The sequence below is a fragment of the Sphingobacterium cavernae genome (genome assembly GCF_008520265.1).
Lineage (GTDB): Bacteria > Bacteroidota > Bacteroidia > Sphingobacteriales > Sphingobacteriaceae > Sphingobacterium > Sphingobacterium cavernae.
Window position 1 is genome coordinate 1 of sequence record NZ_VIQM01000057.1, and the last position, 20,349, is coordinate 20,349.

General features: G+C 33.8%; 18 protein-coding genes and 2 pseudogenes. 8 read left to right on the forward strand and 12 right to left on the reverse strand.

Features of this window, described 5'->3' with window-relative positions; translation table 11 throughout:
- The first annotated feature begins 12 nt into the window (after positions 1-12).
- On the forward strand, positions 13-669 hold the full coding sequence (locus FLS47_RS11590; protein ID WP_223225259.1) for an IS3 family transposase: 657 nt from the start codon (positions 13-15) through the stop codon (positions 667-669).
- Positions 670-681: 12 nt separating this feature from the next.
- Here the strand turns inward: FLS47_RS11590 and FLS47_RS18890 are convergent, their stop codons facing one another.
- From FLS47_RS18890 to FLS47_RS11615, 5 genes are all read right to left on the reverse strand, one after another.
- Entirely contained in the window at positions 682-1,050 is a 369-nt protein-coding gene (locus FLS47_RS18890; protein WP_149914538.1) for an RteC domain-containing protein, read from the reverse strand.
- 238 nt (positions 1,051-1,288) lie between these two features.
- Positions 1,289-1,582 carry a putative quinol monooxygenase gene (locus FLS47_RS11600; protein WP_149914539.1) on the reverse strand — a complete coding sequence of 98 codons (294 nt, stop codon included), beginning with the start codon at positions 1,580-1,582 and terminating at the stop codon, positions 1,289-1,291.
- Between the two features lie 100 nt (positions 1,583-1,682).
- Positions 1,683-2,543, reverse strand: coding sequence for a helix-turn-helix domain-containing protein (locus FLS47_RS11605; RefSeq protein WP_149914540.1), 861 nt, complete (start codon positions 2,541-2,543; stop codon positions 1,683-1,685).
- Between the two features lie 21 nt (positions 2,544-2,564).
- On the reverse strand, positions 2,565-3,131 hold the full coding sequence (locus FLS47_RS11610; protein ID WP_149914541.1) for a hypothetical protein: 567 nt from the start codon (positions 3,129-3,131) through the stop codon (positions 2,565-2,567).
- A 175-nt stretch (positions 3,132-3,306) separates the two neighbouring features.
- Positions 3,307-4,167, reverse strand: a complete 861-nt coding sequence (locus FLS47_RS11615; protein WP_149914542.1) for an SDR family oxidoreductase — start codon at positions 4,165-4,167, stop codon at positions 3,307-3,309.
- 205 nt (positions 4,168-4,372) lie between these two features.
- Between FLS47_RS11615 and FLS47_RS11620 the strand changes: the two genes are divergently transcribed.
- On the forward strand, positions 4,373-4,717 hold the full coding sequence (locus tag FLS47_RS11620; RefSeq protein ID WP_223225255.1) for a winged helix-turn-helix transcriptional regulator: 345 nt from the start codon (positions 4,373-4,375) through the stop codon (positions 4,715-4,717).
- Between the two features lie 555 nt (positions 4,718-5,272).
- On the opposite strand, the gene FLS47_RS18580 is transcribed toward FLS47_RS11620, so the two are convergent.
- Together FLS47_RS18580 and FLS47_RS11630 are read right to left on the reverse strand one after the other, a co-directional pair.
- Positions 5,273-5,647, reverse strand: coding sequence for an Arm DNA-binding domain-containing protein (locus FLS47_RS18580; RefSeq protein ID WP_223225257.1), 375 nt, complete (start codon positions 5,645-5,647; stop codon positions 5,273-5,275).
- Positions 5,648-5,913: 266 nt separating this feature from the next.
- Positions 5,914-6,093: pseudogene (locus tag FLS47_RS11630) on the reverse strand (transposase); the annotation flags it as partial.
- A gap of 130 nt (positions 6,094-6,223) precedes the next feature.
- On the opposite strand from FLS47_RS11630, the gene FLS47_RS11635 reads away from it, so the two are divergent.
- From FLS47_RS11635 to FLS47_RS11655, 5 genes are all read left to right on the forward strand, one after another.
- A complete protein-coding gene (locus FLS47_RS11635) occupies positions 6,224-7,960 on the forward strand; it encodes an SWIM zinc finger family protein (RefSeq protein ID WP_149914545.1) in 1,737 nt (578 codons plus the stop codon).
- Between the two features lie 168 nt (positions 7,961-8,128).
- Entirely contained in the window at positions 8,129-8,284 is a 156-nt protein-coding gene (locus FLS47_RS19055) for a transposase (protein ID WP_149914546.1), read from the forward strand.
- Positions 8,285-8,871: 587 nt separating this feature from the next.
- Positions 8,872-10,362, forward strand: a complete 1,491-nt coding sequence (locus FLS47_RS11645) for a glyceraldehyde-3-phosphate dehydrogenase (RefSeq protein ID WP_149914547.1) — start codon at positions 8,872-8,874, stop codon at positions 10,360-10,362.
- Positions 10,363-10,367: 5 nt separating this feature from the next.
- Entirely contained in the window at positions 10,368-11,372 is a 1,005-nt protein-coding gene (locus tag FLS47_RS11650) for a class 1 fructose-bisphosphatase (RefSeq protein ID WP_223225258.1), read from the forward strand.
- A 572-nt stretch (positions 11,373-11,944) separates the two neighbouring features.
- Complete coding sequence (locus FLS47_RS11655) at positions 11,945-13,726, forward strand: hypothetical protein (protein WP_149914549.1); 1,782 nt, start codon at positions 11,945-11,947, stop codon at positions 13,724-13,726.
- 93 nt (positions 13,727-13,819) lie between these two features.
- Here FLS47_RS11655 and tnpA read toward each other — a convergent pair.
- A pseudogene (tnpA, locus tag FLS47_RS11660) lies at positions 13,820-14,173 on the reverse strand (IS200/IS605 family transposase); the annotation flags it as partial.
- Between the two features lie 56 nt (positions 14,174-14,229).
- Here tnpA and FLS47_RS11665 point away from each other — a divergent pair.
- Positions 14,230-14,634, forward strand: coding sequence for a transposase (locus FLS47_RS11665; RefSeq protein ID WP_262713874.1), 405 nt, complete (start codon positions 14,230-14,232; stop codon positions 14,632-14,634).
- Between the two features lie 58 nt (positions 14,635-14,692).
- Here FLS47_RS11665 and FLS47_RS11670 read toward each other — a convergent pair whose 3' ends face one another.
- Genes FLS47_RS11670 through FLS47_RS11685 form a run of 4 tightly spaced genes read right to left on the reverse strand, consistent with a single transcriptional unit; the run spans position 14,693 to position 20,342 of the window.
- Positions 14,693-15,454 (reverse strand): glycoside hydrolase family 16 protein, encoded by a 762-nt coding sequence (locus FLS47_RS11670; RefSeq protein WP_149914551.1) that lies wholly within the window; start codon positions 15,452-15,454, stop codon positions 14,693-14,695.
- A gap of 40 nt (positions 15,455-15,494) precedes the next feature.
- Positions 15,495-18,917: a sulfatase-like hydrolase/transferase gene (locus FLS47_RS11675; protein WP_149914552.1), complete on the reverse strand. Its 3,423-nt coding sequence runs from the start codon at positions 18,915-18,917 to the stop codon at positions 15,495-15,497.
- Between the two features lie 2 nt (positions 18,918-18,919).
- Complete coding sequence (locus tag FLS47_RS11680; protein ID WP_149914553.1) at positions 18,920-19,981, reverse strand: HEAT repeat domain-containing protein; 1,062 nt, start codon at positions 19,979-19,981, stop codon at positions 18,920-18,922.
- 1 nt (position 19,982) lies between these two features.
- Positions 19,983-20,342, reverse strand: coding sequence for a response regulator transcription factor (locus tag FLS47_RS11685; protein ID WP_149914554.1), 360 nt, complete (start codon positions 20,340-20,342; stop codon positions 19,983-19,985).
- Between the last annotated feature and the right edge of the window lie 7 nt (positions 20,343-20,349).

Consider the following 20,349-nt stretch of genomic DNA (forward strand, 5'->3'; position numbering starts at 1 on the left):
GGGGTAGAGCGGATGACAGATTATTTGAGACAAGATCTAGGTTATTTAGTCGGGTATAAGCGAGTTCGTAGGCTGTATAAGCTCATGAACCTGAAAACCATACATCCTAAAAAGAACTTGAGCAAATTAAATAAGGCAGACTATAAATTTCCGTACCTACTCAGGAACCTTAAGATCGAAAGGCCTGCTCAGGTATGGCAGGCAGATATCACGTACATACCCATGTTTAAAGGCTTTATGTATATGTTTGCAATCATAGATGTATACAGTAGAAAAATAATGAGCTGGGACGTGTCCAATACGATGAATGCCGAATGGTGCAGGGATGTGTTGGTCGATACGATCCAAACTCATGGTAAGCCCGAGATATTCAACACCGATCAGGGATCTCAGTTTACATCTGAAGTTTTTGTGAAAGCCTTACAGAAAAATGAGATTAAGATATCAATGGACGGCAAAGGTAGAGCGCTGGACAATATCTACATTGAAAGATTCTGGGGATCCCTGAAAAGAGAGAAGATATACCTCAATCCACCCAATGGAGGTGTCGATTTGTACCGCCAAATTAAAGAGTACGTATCATTTTACAATACGGAAAGAAGGCACAAATCTTTAGGCCGGATAACTCCCGATGAAAAGTTCTATCAAGAAATTAAAAATGTATCGTAATTATATCTTAGTTTAGTAAAAAGTTGTCCAGCAAATAGGGAGTATCATATTTGCAAGAATTTTTGCCACTTTAAAATCGTTTGAAGTAGAAAACCTAGAATCTGATTCAAAATAGTATGAGTCAAGGGTGTATTTAATATCATAATTACTTCTGATAAAGTATTTATCGTCCATGTACGTAATGTTTGTCCTATAGTACTTATAAAAATCAAGGTTATTATCGAAGAACATCTTTAAATGCAGGTCAAAAAAACGAGTTGGAAAACGTTTGGTCAGGATATCCAGTTCTTCTTTGAAGACAAGCCCATAATTGTCGGAAACATAGAGCAGCGTTAAATGCTCCCCATACAAACAGTCATCTTTGGGCCGCTCCTCCAGCATCGGGAAAACGGTATTGATTCAATCGCTGTCGGCAACGAAGACAAGGTGTTTATCCATGGTTTCTTTTACCTTTTACATCACTTTAAATTTGATAATGCAAAGGACGTAAGCTTTTTTGGGTTGATTTTTTAGATATCTAAAAAAATGAGGAAGAGAAGATATATTTTTGAACAATTAAGGGAGGATTTTGCTGAGTTTTCGCAAAATCCAGCCTTAAATATAATGGTATTATCTTAGGCTATTTGGCAGCTAAAATGTCCAATTTTTCAATAGAAGGAGTTGTTGCCAATAGGTCTGGTGCATTTTCCATTAATGCTTTTGCGATCTTACCGCCAAGGTGTGCCTCTCTGCCTTCTTCGTTTGAAAAAGTATCGTAAATACCGAAAGTAGAAGCATCAATACGGAATGCATACCACGTAACGGTACCGGCTTCTTCAAGAGCAAGCGGTAATGCTCCTGTAATAAAATCTTCAACGTTTTTTTCTTGGCCGGCCTTTGCTTCCAACCGAACTAACAATCCTAATTTTTTCATTGTTTTTATTTTTTAGTTAAACAATTCTTTAATCATACAAAATTAGAAAAACCAGCGCTGCTTCGTTTATTAGTTTGGTTCAATAAGTTATGAAAAGAGGTCAGTTTGAGTGGATGTGGTTGGGGCTGTACCCAAATTCATTTTTAAAGGCTGCACTAAAATTTGACAAGCTGCCATAGCCAAAGTCCAGAAAAATTTCGGAAGGTGTGACTTGGTTATTATGTAACAATTCTTTGGCCTTGTTAAGCCGTTTTTGCTGAAACCATTTCCCTGGAGATTTCTGGTATATACTTATAAATTTTCTCTTAAAAGTAGAGACACTCATATTGCACAGAAAGGCTATTTCGTCAATATTCAAGTTTGTATAAAGGTTCTTTTCAATTACCATTTTAAATGATAATTCTCTTTCATTGATTAGTAAATAATGTAAGTAATCTAAAAATACCGTCCCATATTTATCCGCCAGATAAAGCATTATTTCTTGAAATTTAAGTTCCAAAATCTTTTGAGATATAGATTTTTGTAAACCAAAAATCTGTTGGAGCGAATGAATATAATGGATGATAAAATTGTCTTTCTCTAAAAGGAAATAAGGTATATCCGTTATCTTTTTATCTGAGGCATTCTGACTGAAAGAATGGGAATTTTTCAATAAAAAATCGGTGATGTTTTTGTGAGTAAAGAAGAAGAGTAAACAACTGTATGAACTTACACCTACCAGTTCGGTAACCAAAACATTATTAGATGTGATAAGTAGCGATTGTGTTTCATTGATTGAAATGATATCATTAGAAAAGTGAATGTTTTTTTGACCATCCAATAAGAAACTGAATACATTTTTATTCAGGCCAATCTTGTTTCTGGAACCGTTCTTATACACTTCGTAATTGAAAATTTGCAAATCCGAAGTATGAGTTTCGTTATGTTCCCATAGATCTTCGGGAAGGTTTGTAATGTCCATCGTCAAAATTAAATTGATTTTTTACGGAGTGTTCTTTGGTTGTGTCATTAAGAAATTCGTTCCAAAAGCGATTTTAGCCATTTGAGTTTTTTCTTGCTGTAAGGAGGGTACTTGGTAACGCCATACCACCTGTCGAATAGATAAGCTCAAAAAGCTGTCGCTTTCTTTCATCCATCTTTTTCGGGAATATTTCCAAAAGTTTTCCGAAACCTTATATGGAAAGCTATCTAAGCTTGTAAGGTCTTCTTTATAAATATCCCAAAAACCTGCGGGAAGCCGAATCTCATCTTTTCCAAAATCTGTCCCGTTGTATCCGAGCAGGTATTCGGCACCGAGCAAGGTAAGACATACCATAAAAAGCTTTGTCTGCTTTTTGAAAATATACCGCGTTGCTTTTTTATCCAGATTAAATAATTCGGCTACCAATGGTTCCTGATGTGTACAGCTAAACATAATGTCCACTCTTCCATCGGGAAAAATAATGACTTCTTTATCTTCATCGGTATGATTGGCACATAGCAGGAAACTCTCCACAAAACCGGAGAGCCGTTCGTCAGGAACAATTTTTATGTACTCAAAATCTTGCATCGTTTTTATGTGCATCTGACCTGGCAAGAAATATTGGATATTCTTAATCAATCTGTCAGATGAATTATTTATGCAAAACTAACAAAATAAAAACAGTCTAAAATACATCACCACACCCGGAAAATGCTGAGTGTGGTGGTGTAAGATTTTACCATTAATGAGGTCGTATGGGCTGTCACAACTTATAGATTTCTTTTAATGCTTCTTTCAATGCCAAAGGTTTTCTTCCCAAAAGGTTTTCCAGATCGTTTGTTACCTCTTCAAACTGGTGGTTTTTCTGATCTTCGGCAAAACCGGCGGTTAGTAAAATGGCAAATTCGGGGACGCCAAACTGCTTTAGTTTTTCAGTAAACTCTGTTGGGTCGGCATTGGTGTAAGAAACCGATTTGCCTGATAATTCCGAAAGAACCTGAGCTACATCGGTGTACGAATACAGTTCGCTGCCTGTTATTTCATAGGTTTTATTTTCGTGTCCGTCCTGCAACAAAACATTGGCAAGAGCTTCTCCCATTTCCCTGCGGAGGGCAAACGGTGCTTTGCCATCACCGGCAGACAGGTAAATTCCGGTTTCAAAAACGTGCTCTCCCACATACATCGGTGTCACATCGGTGTACAACGCATTGTGGAGAAACGTATAAACAAAGCCGCTTTCCTTGATGGCATCTTCTGTTTCGAAATGGCTTGCCATCAACCATTTGATAGCGGATGTGCTCAGATCTTTTAGCGAAACACCAGTGTAAACAATATGTTGTACACCCGCTTTTTTGGCAACTTCTACTACGGCTTTTTGCTGTTCGCTCCTGTTTTGAGCTACTGTTGAAATCAGTAAAAGTTTGTCTATTCCTGCAAAGGCTTTTTCCAGCGATGCGGGATCGTCAAAATCGCCAATGCGTACCTGTACACCCTTATCTTTCAATGCCTTTGCTTTTTCCTCGCTTCTCGCCAATGCAACAAAGTTCTCTGTCGAGGTATGTTTTAACAACTGGTTTATTACCGCTGTTCCCAAATGCCCTGTGGCTCCCGTTACTAAAATCATTTTTTATATTTGTTTACTATTTTCCAATTTGACAAAGTTACCTATATTTGCTATACATTCTATATGACTATACGATTGTATAGTGCTATACAGATGTATAGTTCATATAAATAAAAGTAGTTGTTGACAGGAATTTTACGAACAAAATAATTGAAATGATGGATAGCAAGTATTCAGTATTATGAAGTGTGACAGAGGTTTAATCATGGCACTGACAGACACGCTGAATGTGGTGAGCGGCAAATGGAAGCTGGCGGTGGTATGCACCTTGCTCAGTGGTAAAAAACGTTTTACGGATATACAAAGGGCGATTACGGATATTACGCCCCGAATGGTTTCCAAGGAGCTGAAAGAGCTAGAAGTCAACGGCGTGGTCAGGAGAAATGTGATTAACTCCACACCGGTTTTGATCGAGTATGAATTGACACCTTCAGGTGAGCAGCTTTATGAGGTCATCCAAAAAATGGTGGAATGGGGCTTGCAACATCGGGAGATTACGCTTAATGGGATGGAGGAAAGAAAGGTTGATGAAGTCATTATATCCGGGTAAACTGTTTTTTAAAACCGGTTACTTTCTATTCTGAGGTTTCAAATTCAGCACCACGATCTCGCTCTTTGTGCCTACACGCATCAGCTGGCCGTGGCCATCAAAGGAGTGTATGTTGCTCCGTTTCAGCTTTTGAATATCAATATAAGAAAGCCCTGTAAAGCAACTGAAAATAAAGAGGTCTTTTACAAGTTCGTATTTGGACTTGGACGGTTTTAGAAGCATTAACTTTTCTACATCCTATTTTAAAAGATAGCTGCGATCAGTTTCTTCCATGCTGATTTCATAATCCTGAAAAGGGTTTGTCGAATCAAGCCTTTTTTTATCGCCAGTTTCGCCAATGAAATAACCGATATGGTGTAAACCCAAACCGTGTTATGCGTACATTCCTTATCTATGCGCAGAAAGAAATCGAACTCTCGGATAAACTGAGGCAAGTTCCCGAAACGCCATATCCTCCCTGTAATAGCGTTCCCTGATAAATTTGGAAAGGTGATTATAAATAGTCTTATATTTATTAAAGGTGTTTTGAGAACGCTTGCCCTTGCTGACCATTCTTTAAAAATTCTCATTTTGGTACTTGAATACTTTAAGGATAGCATCATCCATAACACCAACTCCCAAAAATGATAGCTTTACTTTTTGAGCAGTTGCAAAGCCTTCATCTTTGAGCATATCATCGTAAATATTATTGATACGCACCCGTATATTATCCAATTTAAGATTGGTACTCAGTGCCTGGGTACTTTTGCCCAAAAACCTTCCGTGTTTTAAATCCCAATTATTGGGGTTGATGTCCAGTTTGGTACTAAAGGATTTTGGTTCCCCCTCAATAGTGATACGCCCCATAACAGGGACGTTCCCGTTCTTCTTAGGTTCATTGTTCTTCAGGTAGAAAAGCAGCTTGAACGTGGATCTTTTCTCTTGTTCCATAACTCAATTGTTTAACGTTTAAAATTAACTTTAATTGAGTTACAAGGGAATATGAAAAGTGGTGCAAATGACTGAAATATAGATTTTTATATTATCGTTCGGTTGGTTGTATTCAGTAACGATTTAGTAACCTAACCTTGTCATTTTAAGCATAAAACTTGTCGGACACCTACTTCTAAATTTTGCCTCACTTTTTATAAACCACTGTATATGAACGGTCTTAACCGTTTTGCTTATTTTTGCTTTCTTCTAATATTTTTTTATTAAAAAAAAGCACAAGCTGCCAATGCTCCTAAAATATTTAATACGAAGTTATTGACATTCCGGTAACTACTATGCTGTAGCTTGCAAATCTTCTTGAGTTCATTATTTATATATTCAATGATAGCTCTCTTTCTGAGCATTATTTTATCAGTTTGATTCAACTTTAAACCTTTCATATTCTGTATCCGTTCAGCAGTATCCTTGAAAACTTTATTATCCCGAACTCACTTTAATATTACGAAATAGAATTCGGTGAATGTTTTGAAATTTAAATTTTTTCGAGTACATTTATTAATAAACAAACATTATTCGATGAATATTGAGAATTTTCAAGAGTACGTGCCAAAAGACATCCTTAAGCGCGGAAAGGAGTATTTTGATAATCAATTTGTAGATGATCTTGAAGAATATGATGATGGTGGTTGGAGTGCTGTAGTGCTTGGGTCTGATGTATACTTTGTAGAAATCAGTATAAGTGGCTCGAGTATCACTAAGTGTGAATGTGATTGTCCACATGATAGTAGTATCTGTAAGCATATTGTGGCCGTATTGTTTAGTATAAGCGAGATGAAAAATATTCAATTAAAAAAACACAATAAGACAAATAAGGCTCAAAAGTTAACAATTAAACGTCTTCTAGAAAAAATAAATGAGGGGGAACTACGTGAGTTTATAACTCATTATAGTAAAGCAAATAAAAATTTTAAGGCTGATTTTGAGTTTTATTTCTCATCTAAGGATGATAACTATGATGTGGCTCAAATGGTGGAAAGTCAAATAAAAAGTATTATCAAAAAATATTCTAAATGGAATTATATCGATTATAGCAGTAGCAATGCATTAGCAAGAGAACTGTCTAAGTTCTTGCAGTCAGGTGAGCAATATTTGAAAAATAATAATTTGCTTGATGCTTCTAAATTTACTATGACATTTATTAAAGAAGTAACGCCTGCTTTAGAATATACAGATGATAGTAGTGGTTCAATTGCAGATGTAATTATTTCCAGTATAGACTTATTACTTGAAATAATTTCCAAGGCACCATTTTCTTTAAAAGAACGTATTACTGATTTATTGAAAGTTGAAGTTCAAAAATCCATGTATTATGAATTTGGAGAGTGTGGGCATACTTTGATAAATATATATTCCACCCTGTGTTCTGAATTAAATAGGAGTTCTGATTTCATTGATTTTGCAGAGAAAAGAATATATGCTACAAGAGTCAATGGCGATGTTTATGAGCACGAATTTTTTGTAGTTGAACTCATATTATTTCTTTTCGAAGAAAATAATCAAGAATATGCGATGCAATTAATCTATGAATATCTGCACTTACCTGCTGTTCGGCAAATTCTAGTGGAAGAGTTGATTAGTATGCAAGAATTCGATAGTGCAATAACTTTAATTGAAGACGGTATTTCGTTAGCTAATGAACATCATAGTTTTGGATTAGTTAAGCAATGGGAGAGGAATCTACTTCGGATTGCAGAAATTCAGGGTGACAACAAAACTCTACGAAAGAATTACGAGAAGTTGGCTTTTGATCCAACTTTTAGTAGTGCTGATTATCAAAAATGGAAGAATACATATTCTGCAGAAGAATGGCCATCAATAATTGAAAATAAAATAAAATCTATTCGTAACAAAATTCAAAAAGCAAAAAAAGCCAATAAATGGCAATCAGAAGATTATTTATTATTGATCTCATTAGGTCCAATTTTTGTTCAAGAAAAAATGTATAAAGAGTTGATCGAGCTTATAAAGAAACAAACGGAATTAAATATAATCCTTCAATATCATTCTTATTTAAAGGATTTATATCCAGAAGACTTAATGAAATTATATCTTCCTTTATTAGAGCAACTTGCCGAATTTGCATCTGATAGATCTGCTTATAAGAACTTATTAAGGGTAGTAAATTTAATCTATAATGATATTCCATCTGGAAGAAATGCTTTAAATAACCAGTGTATTGAATGGAAAGTTATATATCAAAGACGTCCAGCTATGCAGGATGAGATAAATAAGTTTATTGAACGTGTTTCATAGCCCTTTAAGATCCGCTGTAATGGGTATTTTTTAAACTCATTATTAACAGTGGATTATATTTGTTTTGGTGTTTTCTTTCAGTGTTAGAGGTCTATGAAAAAGAGTGAAATTAAGTTTTGTAGATTCTATGGTTCAAACTCATTAAATCCAGCATGATTTTTTGATAAGATGAAAATATTGATCGATTGTTTTTGTAGGACCAGCCTAGACAATTATGTTCCTGACCACAGTGCCATAAGCCGATTTCGCAGCGAACTGATAGAGAAATCCGTTTATGAGAAGATTTTTCAAAGAATTCAACAAGCAGCTAATCAAGCATCGTAAAAACAGATACAATTGTTGATGCAGGCATAATTGATTCACCTTTAAAACATAAAGAAAAAACTAGGTGTGAAATTGAAACTGACCGCTCGGATGAGATACGCTGTGAAGAAGACCTAACTCCAGTAAAACAAGAACAGCTGCTTTTTAAGCAAGAATAGGGTTTTGAACAAAATAAACTGTTCTTTACCGGATATACCCTATGCAACAAACACACCTCAATAAGTTGACTTGTTTCTTCGTTAATTTTAGTTAAAGTGTGCTAATACTTTATACTCTAACCCTTTTCTTTTTAATGGGCAATTCCAACCTTTCGAGCAAGTTATAGACTTGTGCCTTTGATATACTATACCATATTTTTTATCAATCCATTGAGACAAAGTAAGTCTGTTCACTTGATGGACTTATAGTTGCTTTAAATGTTTTTAATAGGGAAGACTTATTGTTAACAAAATGGTAAAAAACAACCTTAATTGTAATATTAAATTACAAAAAATTAATAATAATATGTTAAAAATTGATAAATTACTAATTAACGTTTTTCTTTCACCGTTTTAAGCGATAATTTTGGCTCAATTAATAACTAATAAATGAGCAATAATTTAACTAATTATTTAGACCAATATCGAGATCAGCGATATGAATGTCTTACTATTACATTATATTCAAATATTTTATGGAAGGATAGGAGTGTTCTCTGTCTTTTCTATGGACATAGTTTAGTAGATGAAAAAATAGATTTCCTCTTGAAGTTTTATTGTGAAAATCAAGTAACAAAACAACAAAATGGGTTAAATAAAATTTTAGAAATCCTTAAGGAGTTGGTTCAATTACCGGAGCTTCCAAGAGTTATAGATATTGGTTTATTAAAAGATAGTCTTGAAGAAATTAAATCTTTAAATAGAGAAACTATAGTAGCCAAATTATGGTACATGCACTTAAATAATTGTGCTGAGCCAAAAGACGTGGTATTATATGGCTTTGGCCGTATTGGAAGATTACTTGCCAGAGAATTATGTACTGATCCAGCTCTACAAATACAGCTTAATCTAAAGGCTGTAGTCACAAGAGATCCTATAAATATCAATTATTTGAGAAAAAGAGCATCCTTACTACAAAAGGATTCGATTCATGGTGCATTTAAGGGAAGAGTCGATATAGATGAATATAGTAACAGTTTAATAATTAATGGTAAACAAGTTCAAATTATAAGTGCTCAAAACGCTGAGGAGATAAACTATTCATCTTACGGAATTCAAGATGCAATTTTGATAGATAATACTGGAAAATATAGAGACTATAGTGGTTTATCTAAACACCTGAGAAATGAATCAATCTCTAGAGTCATCGTAACTGCCCCAGCTAATGATATACCTAATATTGTTTATGGTGTCAATCATCAAAAAGTTTATGACTCTGATTCGAAAATATTTTCTACAGCTTCGTGTACTACAAATGCCATAACTCCAATATTGGACATATTAGATTCTGAATTTGGAATAGAAAAAGGCCATATTGAAACTATTCATGCTTATACCAATGATCAAAATTTAGTAGATAATATGCATAGTAAAAGTAGGCGCGGTCGGGCGGCAGCTCTAAATATGGTCATTACTGAAACTGGCGCGGGTAATGCTGTGTCTAAAATAATTCCAAATTTGAAAGGAAAACTATCCTCTAATGCTATTCGAGTTCCAATAGCGAGTGGTTCCCTAGCAATACTTATGTTGAATTTAAAAAAGAAAACAAATTTAGAAAGTGTACACCAAAAGCTTATGGAAAGATCATCTACACCCACAAAGCATAAGCAGATTGATTTATTATTTGAGGAGGAATTAGTCTCATCAGACATTATTGGTCACATTTCAGCGGGAGTAGTTGATGGTTGTGCATCTAGAATATCTGCAGATGGTCAAAGTTTAACATTATACGTATGGTATGATAATGAATATGGTTATAGCATGCAAGTGTTGGGTTATGCAAGTTGGTTATCAAATGAGCTACAACAACAACAAGACAATTCTAAAAAGGTAATTAAGGCCAATGCATCAAATTTATTAACAATTGATATTCTAAATTAGTGACGATGTTAAAAACATTATATCAATACTGCTTGGAGCGCGTAAAGGATAACACAATCTCTATAGAATTAGCACAGACCCTTATGGATTTTTCTTTAGGAGGAAAGAAATTGAAAATCCACATTGAAAATAATTCTTATGGTGTAGCAGGGGGATATATGGAAGAGAAAAATTCGCATGGTGAAAATCAACATAGATTAGATATTATTGCGCATGAAATTTTTTTAAATATTTTAAAAGAAAGCGGGTTATGTAGGTATTTAATTTCAGAAGAATGTGAACAGAGAATCGAATTAAGTATAGATACAAATCAGAAATTGTTTGATGTCTTTATTGATCCTCTAGATGGCACTTCAAATGTTGATGCCAATGTTTCGGTTGGTACGATTTTCTCCATATTCAACGGTTCAGATACAAACAAAATATCTACTCTTAAGGGGCGTACACAATTAGCTGCAGGATATCTAATATATGGAACGACCACTATGTTAGTTCTTACCTTTGGAAAAGGTGTATGTGGATTTACTTTTGACAAAAATTTAGGAGAATTCTTACTAACCCATGAAAAAATTAAGATTTGCAAATCTGGTTCATCTTATTCTATTAATGAGGGTAATTGGGGCAATTTCCCATCTCAAATTCGTAATTACTTGGATTTTTGTAAGCAATCTGATGAAGATTATCAACTTCCTTACAAGTCCCGATATATCGGATCAATGGTGGCAGATATACATAGGATCTTAATGTTTGGAGGAATTTTTATGTATCCCTCAACAAGCTTGTATCCCAAAGGTAAGCTCAGACTCATGTACGAGTGTAATCCTATGGCGTTTTTAATAGAGCAGGCCGGAGGGCTAGCAATTGATGGGATGGTTCCCATTCTCGATGTTATACCTAGAGAATATCACCAAAAGATTCCATTTATAGCTGGTAGCTATAATATGGTTAAGAAAGTATTGAATTTATACAAAAATGAAAGTATAAATAATCACGTTTTTTACAGTTGTTAATTTAGGTTTGAATTTTATGGTCTAAAATTTTTTTTAGGCCATAATTCCTACTTCCAAATGGCATTCTCTATATGACCTGATTTTTTATTGGAGATAGATTACTATAGGACATTATTTATGGTATGCTATTGACAAATTGAATTTTGAGATATATTTTGTTTCAAGTATATTTTGTTTAGTGTGAAATGGCCCATATTGTTGGGCCATTTTTTTAGCACTGTACTAACTCTAATAAATAACTGCAAGAAAACTTAATCAAATGTATATGTGGAATCGGATTTTGTTTTATCTTATTCTTGGCGCAAAGTAGCGGGGTCGGTTAAACCTAACAAAAGAATAGCAGAGGGTGGCTAAAGCGTCTTGGTGGGGGTGTTGCGTTAGTAGACCACTGTTAATTATGGAAAGAGATATGTTTTTCTACACTACATTAATAAGAATAAAATGAATTATTTTTCATATTTCAAAAGTAGCTAAGCAGCTACTAATTTTTACTTTGTAAGAAAATGTGAGATTTTTAGCTTTACTAAGATATTAAATATGGTTAGTTTTGTGCCATTAATTATATTATACATATGAGAATATTTTCTTCTTTAGCTTTCAGTGTTTTAGCATTACTGTTAATAGTAACCAGTTGTGATAAATCTGATTCAATTTCAAAAGATAAAGTTATTATTAACAATAACTTAAATTCATTGAATCAACGTGTGTCTAGTAAAAATGCAGGTTTATTAAATTTTCAAACGCCATCTGCAAATGGTATGAAATTTAGAAGTGGTGATAATGAGCAGTCAGTAATTCTAACATCATCAGACAAAAACTTTGCATTAGCATTGGTTTCAGAAGTTTCTTCACCATCTTTCGATGGTGAGAAGTTGAGATCCACGCATGTTGCTATAGAGGGATCTTATGCATACGTAAGTTATAATACAGAGGGAGACAAATACTTAGGGGGTGTAGATGTTATTGATATTTCAGATATTAATAACCCAAAATTAGTTGTAAGTGCTCAACTACCAGATGTAGATGTTAATGCTTTACAAGTGGATGGGAATAAGTTATTAATAGCTGGGGCAGCAAATAGAGATGTGTTTGCAGAGTTATCGACTTCTGCTTGGTCTTCTTTCTTGACTTTAAATAATGGTATGCTTGGCAGTAATTATGAATTCCAAAATCTTCCAGGTCCTTCTGCACTAGATATAATTTCTGGAAAGCAAGGTGCTAATTTTGTCGTATCAGGAGGAATGAGCGGTGTATTAGCAAAACTTAATAAACAAAATGGAAATGTTGAGATGTCTATAACTATTCCTGACTTAAGATCTGTTAAAGAGAATGGTACGAAAGTAATTGCCTTAAGTGGTACAGGGGTATTAAAAGTGTATAATGAGTCTTTAGTCCATGAGAAGGATATTTCTGTTGAATCAAACACGGCAGAATCCAAAAGAACAATGGATTTACATCAAAATATGGCCATTGTTCCACAAGGTAAAAACGGATTTGGAATTTATAATATACAATCGGGAAATTTAATTAAGCAGCATGGGATTCCAAATTATTCAGGCAACGATTTAAATTTAGATCCAGAGGATGTTGTAGTAAATGCAGTCTCGGTAAACAGTGATAAACTATTTACTGCCAATGGAGGTGCAGGTATTGCTATTTATAATTTTTCTGGTGAATCTGGTTCAGCAAATTTACTTGGGACGGCAAGTTTTAACGGAATGGATTTAACATCCAGCAATTTTGTGATAAGTAAAAATAACTTTGTTTTTGTAGCATCAGGGAGAGGGGGATTAAAGATTTTAAAAATGATTGATCTTACACCAAAGGTTCCAACATGTAATGGTGCATATCCTATTTATTCTGGAAATGATAGTTGGTTCAATATCAATTCAAATGATGTTAGATACTTCTCGGGAGTACGTGCTTTCCAAGGCGTAAATATAGGCGGAGCATTAACTTGGTGCGGTACGTTAAGTGTAACTTCTAGTGACTTAAATGTTAACTCAAATGGAAAGTTAGATGTATATGGAACATTAGCAGCGTCTAAAAACTTAAATGTTAATTCCATTACTAATCTTTATGGCGCCTCTGTAGTTGAGGGTAATATTAATTTAAATAGTTCAGGTGTATTAAGAGTGTCAGGGAATTTAGCTCAAGGAAAAAATTCGGCGAATACCACCTTCCATATAAATGGGAAATTAGAAATCGATGGTGAGGTTGTTGTCTACGGGGATTTGAATATTAATAGTTCAGGTACTGTGGAGTTTAAGAATGCAGAATCTAAGCTAATCGTGTATGGAAGATTTACTAATAACAATGGGAAAGTTTTAAACGGTAGTATTCAAAAAATATAATCACATGAAAGCTGTTTCATATGAGCTACTTTCTCTGGATTTATTAAACGGAGCGTAAAACCCACAGGTCTTTAGCCTGTGGGATGTAAGCGACTAACCCTGATTGAGAATATACTCACGAATAGTATCAGGAGATGCTTCACCTATTGAACAAACAAAATAACCATCAGACCAGAAAGTATGTTCTTTCCAAAAATGTTTAAATAAGAATGACCTGTGTGGTGAACGCGAAATGTAATAAGTAGATTCTTGTTTTAACTTGCGAACAATAGAAGTAATTGAAACACGAGGGATATAACGAATAAGAAAATGGATGTGGTCTAAACCAGATTCAAACACTTCAATTTGAAAATCTGAATTAGAAGTAATGTTTAAGACAAAAGAACGCATATCATCTTTTAACTGACCGACAAGTAACTTTTTACGATACTTGCAAACGAAGATTAAATGACACTTTAATTAGGGTCTGCTGAAAAACTCAATGATTTTTTCAGCAGACCCTAATTACATTAGAAGATTTGAATGTGAAAGGTATGGTCAAAAACCATAAAGTTTCAAAATATATTTCTGATGCAAGTTGGGGAACTTTCGTTAGGTTGCTTGAATACAAGGCTGATTGGAACGATAAACAGATTGTAAAAATCAATCGCTTCTATCCATCAAGTAAAACCTGCTGTGAGTGCGGTTGGATAAATCAAGACTTAAATCTTTCAATAAGAGAATGGACTTGCGAAAATGGACACGTTTTAGACCGTGATTTAAACGCTGCAAAAAACATTCTGAAAGAAGGATTAAAAATAATATCGTCAGGAACTGGCGATTACACGGGCGGAGACTCAAATAAGACTTTGGCAACAAAGCACAAGTCTGTGAAGCCCGAAGCCCATTTGTCTTTAGCAAATGGGTAGTTCACATTAGTCACCTGCCTATTTTAGTTAACTCAGATGTGATTGCAGAGGCAGAGGATCATCTGTACGAAATTTCATTAAAGGGAATGTATTTGACGCTGTCTATTATAAGCTCATTAATATTATTAGAAATGGGGCTTTTACCTTGAAAGAGCCACAAGTTTATTTTTAACCTTTCTTCACTTTGTTTGGGAATATTGTTTCCTTTATATGTCCATTTAGCTATTGTTTGTACTTGTGGATGAGTTTCCCGAATACTTTCAAAAGAAATGCTTTCTTCTTTCCATTCGAAGCTATGCACAGTGCGTTCTGGATAATCATCTATATTAAATCGGAAAATATTTTCAGGATTATCGTGGGGTTGCACCACAAATTGAGTATTCTGGTTAGTAACATCTGACCATTTCGAAAATTCAATATCAATTTCTTGATTGTCATTTAAATAGGTAAATAGCCCCGCTACGGCATTCTCATCTAAAGATGATAAAGAGGAACTAATGTGAAAAATGTACTTCCCATGTCCTACCTTCTCATCCAATGTAACCTCTGAACAATACCAAAGACCTTTTCTATTTATTATGCGTAGATGTAGTTTACCTGTTTTATCTACCCAAACATTTTCTTTTGAGTTGCTAAATAAATTTGGTCCGGGACCAACTATATTAGCCCCGGTATTACGTACTAACCACTTATGTCCAGAAAAAATGATTTGACGTTCTTTTGGGGTGTTAATATTTACTTTTCTCACTACACATTGATTGAAAGTGGATATAATTAAACCAGCTATAAAAAGTCTTATAAATGCTCTTGTTAAATACATTACTTTGATTTTCTCAATTGGATTCGATACTACAAATTGACTAATTTATATCCTTGGTAGCATTAAAAAAATTATTATAGAGGGAATCTGGTATGAGAAAGTTCGTTGAAATCAACTTTTCATTTTTTGCCTTGTACTCATCAAACTTATTTGATAAGAGTTTTGCTACTGACTTAATTTCATTTTTTTCTTCAGTTAAATTCGTGTTCAAGTTAAATACCTTTCCTTCCACCATGTGGTAATTGGCATATACAAAATCTTGCTGCTGGGTTTTACTTTGCATTATTGGAATACCGTTACTATTTGGTGCTGCTCCAGTCTCTAGACCTTTCCCAATCCAGGTGACTTGATTTGGCGTTTTGAAAGCATAATTATTTCGATAAAATGCAAGTAACGTTGGCGCGATATCAAAATGACTCACAACTTGATTGAATGTAGCGGAAGATTTTAGCAAAGGTGAATAAATAATTAATGGAACATGATACCTATCTATTTTGTCTTGCAGATTAATCTCTGGCATGCTATGGTCTCCTGTAATAATGAAGATGGTATTTGCAAAATCTGAACGTTTTTTATACTCTTCAAAAAAGCTTTTTAAAGCTTCATCTACATTCATTACTGATGCGAGTTGCTTTTTATAAGATTTAGCCAGCTTAATATTGTCTGGTTTTAAGTCTAGTATTTTGATCTGATTTTCTACTAGTTTTTCAAAATACTCTTGATTATTAATCAAAAACGGGCTGTGTGTGGATAGCGTAAGCAACAGATTAAAGTATGATGAACTCTGTGGAGTAGAAACCAGCATTTTATTTAGAACCGCTTGGTCTTCATATCCCCAACTTTCTCCATTTAGTGAAGGAAGTTTTTTATAAGGCTCCTTAAAAGTTTTTATATCCATTAAGTTATCTATGTTGTTGTGCTGCATGTACTTCTTCATGTTATCAAAGGAAGCATCTCCACCGTAATAAAAACTGGTTTGAAATCCATTATATTTAAAAATATTCTGTAGATTGAAGTGAACAGGATATGTGTCTAATTCTAAAAATCCATTTTTTGCAAAGGGTAGTGAACCGAGAATACTTGGAAGTACTGCAAAAGTTCTTCCCGAAGAGCTTAAGCAATTCTCCCAGTAAAGAGATTTTTCTTTCAACGAATTTAAAAAAGGGGTAAAATTCCCTATATATCCATTTGATGAACTATAGGCGTGCCCCAACCCCTCCAATATAAGAATTACTAAATTTGGCGTTGATTCCGAGGCTGCTAAATAATTTCCTAAAAAGTCTTTAGTATCTTCTTTCCTTAAAAATGGATATGGTTCCAAATTATTAATATTTTGTTTACCTACTACATTCATTTTATTAGCCCAAGGGAAATTTTCTTCCACGTAATTGAAAAAATTAGTCTCCAAAAAGTATTTCCATTTGCTTACTGATGCATGAGCGTAAAATTCATTTCTATTTTCAATATTTTTGGTGAATTTAAAAGGTAAGAAAACTAATATTAAGCCCGTCACTGTAAGAATAGCTCCAGCATAAGGTGTATTGAATTTATAGCGGCTTACAAAAAATAATGGGATTACCGCAAATAGTATAACTAGTAAAAGCAGGGCAATGTTTTTTAGATTTAACATTCCACTACTTTTAAGAATCTGTTTCAATTCGTCATAACTATAAAAAAAAATGTCAGCTCCCAGTAAGTTTTGTGATTCTGAAAAATAAAGGAAAAGTATTACTTGTATTACAATGAAAATGGAAAATATCGCTATTATCAAAGTGTTTATATACCTAAAACCTAGATATAACAATAATAAATACAAAATACTAAAAGCTGCAACTAATTGTATTACAAAAACCAGGTTATCAATGAAAAGATTAAAATATATTGCTGAATAAATTTGATTATCAAATTTGGTGTTATACCAGTAAGCCTCAAGCCCCACGTTGGTCATATAGAGAATTAAAAAAACGAATGCAATAGGCGCATAATTTCTTAATGCCCATATAGCTGTTATTTTAATTTGAATCCATATACTTTCATTTTCATTAGACTGTTGAAATCCCTGTCTAGTCATCTCACCCCAGCTGTGCTGTTTTCGAAAATAGTCTCTTAATCCCGATACGCCAGCCATGACAACTCTTCCATGAAAAAAGAATGGTTCAAGTATTGCAGTGCCAATTAATGTCAATAAGTCTTTTCTCTTTGTATAAACTTGGTGAGACATCAGATCCAGTAATATAGCATAAATTGAATATAGTATTCCCGAGGCTATAACTAATATGAATAGTGTGAAAAAGAAGGGCCAATTTATAATTCCAAATACTAAGAATAAAATAAAAATACAATAACCTAGAAATTCAACTAAAGGACCTAAAAATTCAAAAAAGAACCAATATGGCATACTTATCATACCTAAGCGACCATATGAGGGGTTAAACATAAGTTTGCGATGTTTCCATAGGGTTTCTATAGTTCCCCTCATCCATCGATTTCGCTGCTTTTTTAAAATATCAGTTGATTCTGGTACTTCCGTCCAGCATAGTGGGTCCGATATGTTAAGAACTTTGTACTTTTGCTTTTGCTCTTCCATATAGCGTCTCATTCTAACTACAAGTTCCATATCCTCACCAACTGTCTTGGGATCATATCCACCACATTTCAATACTAATTCTTTATCAAAGGCACCAAAAGCACCAGAAATTAAAATAAGACCAGATGCTCTTGACCAAGCCATTCTCCCCAGCACAAAAGCACGTATATATTCTAAGGCTTGGAATCTTCCTAGCCATTTTTTAGGTAGATTAACTTCTACAACTTTTCCGTCTACAATTTTACAGTTGTTTGCTAGACGGATAACTCCACCACAAGCTATAACACGCTCATCGGTTTGATCCATGAATGGCTTAGCTAATTTTAGTAGTGCATCTTGCTCTAAAATGCAATCCACATCAATACAAACAATATATTTTCCACTGGATACATTTATACCAACATTTAAAGCATCCGCTTTACCTCCGTTGTATTTATCTACAACTATGAGTTTTTTAAATGCGGGATTTTTACTTTTATAAATCCCTTTTATTTCTTTTGTAGGTATTACTTGAACTACGTCAAAGGGAATTAGCTCTAAGTTGTAAGATTTAACTAATTTATCAATTGAATCATCTTTACTGCCATCGTTTACTATAATTATTTCCAAATTACTATAGTATAATGAAAGCAGTGATCTTACATTATCAACAATTGTTAGGGCTTCATTATATGCGGGAGCTATTATACTAAAAGCTGGTGCGTTAGGATTACTTGCTATTAATTTATAGTCGGTATATTGATTAAGGTCTGTATATTTTTTTAGTGCCCCAAAAGCATAAATTCCTACCCAAGAATATATTAAGAATATGACGATTGAATATAATAGAAATAGCCATACTACGATTTCATATATAAAATGTGAATAATCTATCATAATTATTTTGATAAAGCATTTTGCAACACCTGTCTATATTCGGGCGCAAGATTGACGTCTGTTATTTTCTTAGTAAGATAGTCCTGTTCATTCAGTTTTTTCAATAATTTGACAGTATTTATGTAGATATGGATATCACTTTCATTTTCTAATACTGAATGAAGAAATGGAATTTGCGTATTATTCCCTGAGCGATCTATAAATTTTATAATTTGAACTTTCACTTTTTCATTCTGAAGAGGGTAGCTCTTTATAAGTATGCTTAATGTTTCTTGATTTTCAATAGTTTGGAGCGTTTTAATTGCACTAATTCTAATATCCGTTGAGTTGTGATTCAGCAAGCCGACAATACTATCATGGGCGGTATGAATTCTAAACTTTCGTATAAAAGCTAAAGCGAAATCAATGACCGATAAGTTGGTGCTGATTAACCATTTTGATACAACATGAAAATCAGATTCTGCTACATTATGTAGCGCTTGTAATAATCGCATTTGTTGCCATTCTGATAATGGCTTTTCCAAAGATTGCAAAAATGAGAGACCTTGAAATCCGTTAAAACGTACTATGCTATACTGTGCTTCTGAATATACGTAGGGATTATAATGATCCAAAAGGTTCGTAATTGTACCAATGGCATCACGATTATTCATTGCAGTCATTACTTGTATTCCACGTACATTTTGATAACTATTGCTGCTCTTTAGTTTCTCCCAAGCTAAATCATCTAGTTTAAGGCCATGAAAAATTTCTTTTAATGTTTTGTGCGCATCACCTACAAACCTTTGATCCGATTCAATCAAAACTGATATGAAAATTTTCTTAAAATTTTTGTTTTCTAATAGCGATAAAAATTCTGTGTCATTTAATAGGTTATATGTCCCATTAAAAATGGAGTAGCTAATTTTTTCTTCTATTCTCTTTTTCCACAGCTGTGCATTATTTATAAATTGATAATTTCGGTACCCATAAATGATAACTCCTATTATAAGTAATATAACCAATAGCAGGAGTACCACTAATGCCAGAGTCAGATTATAAAGTTGGATTTTTAGAATTATCATTTTACTTAAAACGTAATAGTCTTTTAATTCTTAAGACTAATTCATTGGGATTAAAAGGCTTGACCATAAAATCTGATGCGCCTAGTATAAAAGCATCTTCCACGACATCCTCTTGACCCAAGCTGGATAAGACGATCACATTTATGGATAAATTATGCTGCTGTATAGCAGAAAGTATTTCAATACCTGATGCAAATGGCATCATAATGTCTGTTACCACTAAGTCAGGTGGATCACTGACAATATGGTCTATAGCTTCTTTGCCATTTCTACATAGAATGATATCATATCCTTCATTCTTAAGTTTATGTTCAATAGTTTTTAAAATTAGTTCATCGTCTTCTGCTAATAATATTTTCATATCTTAA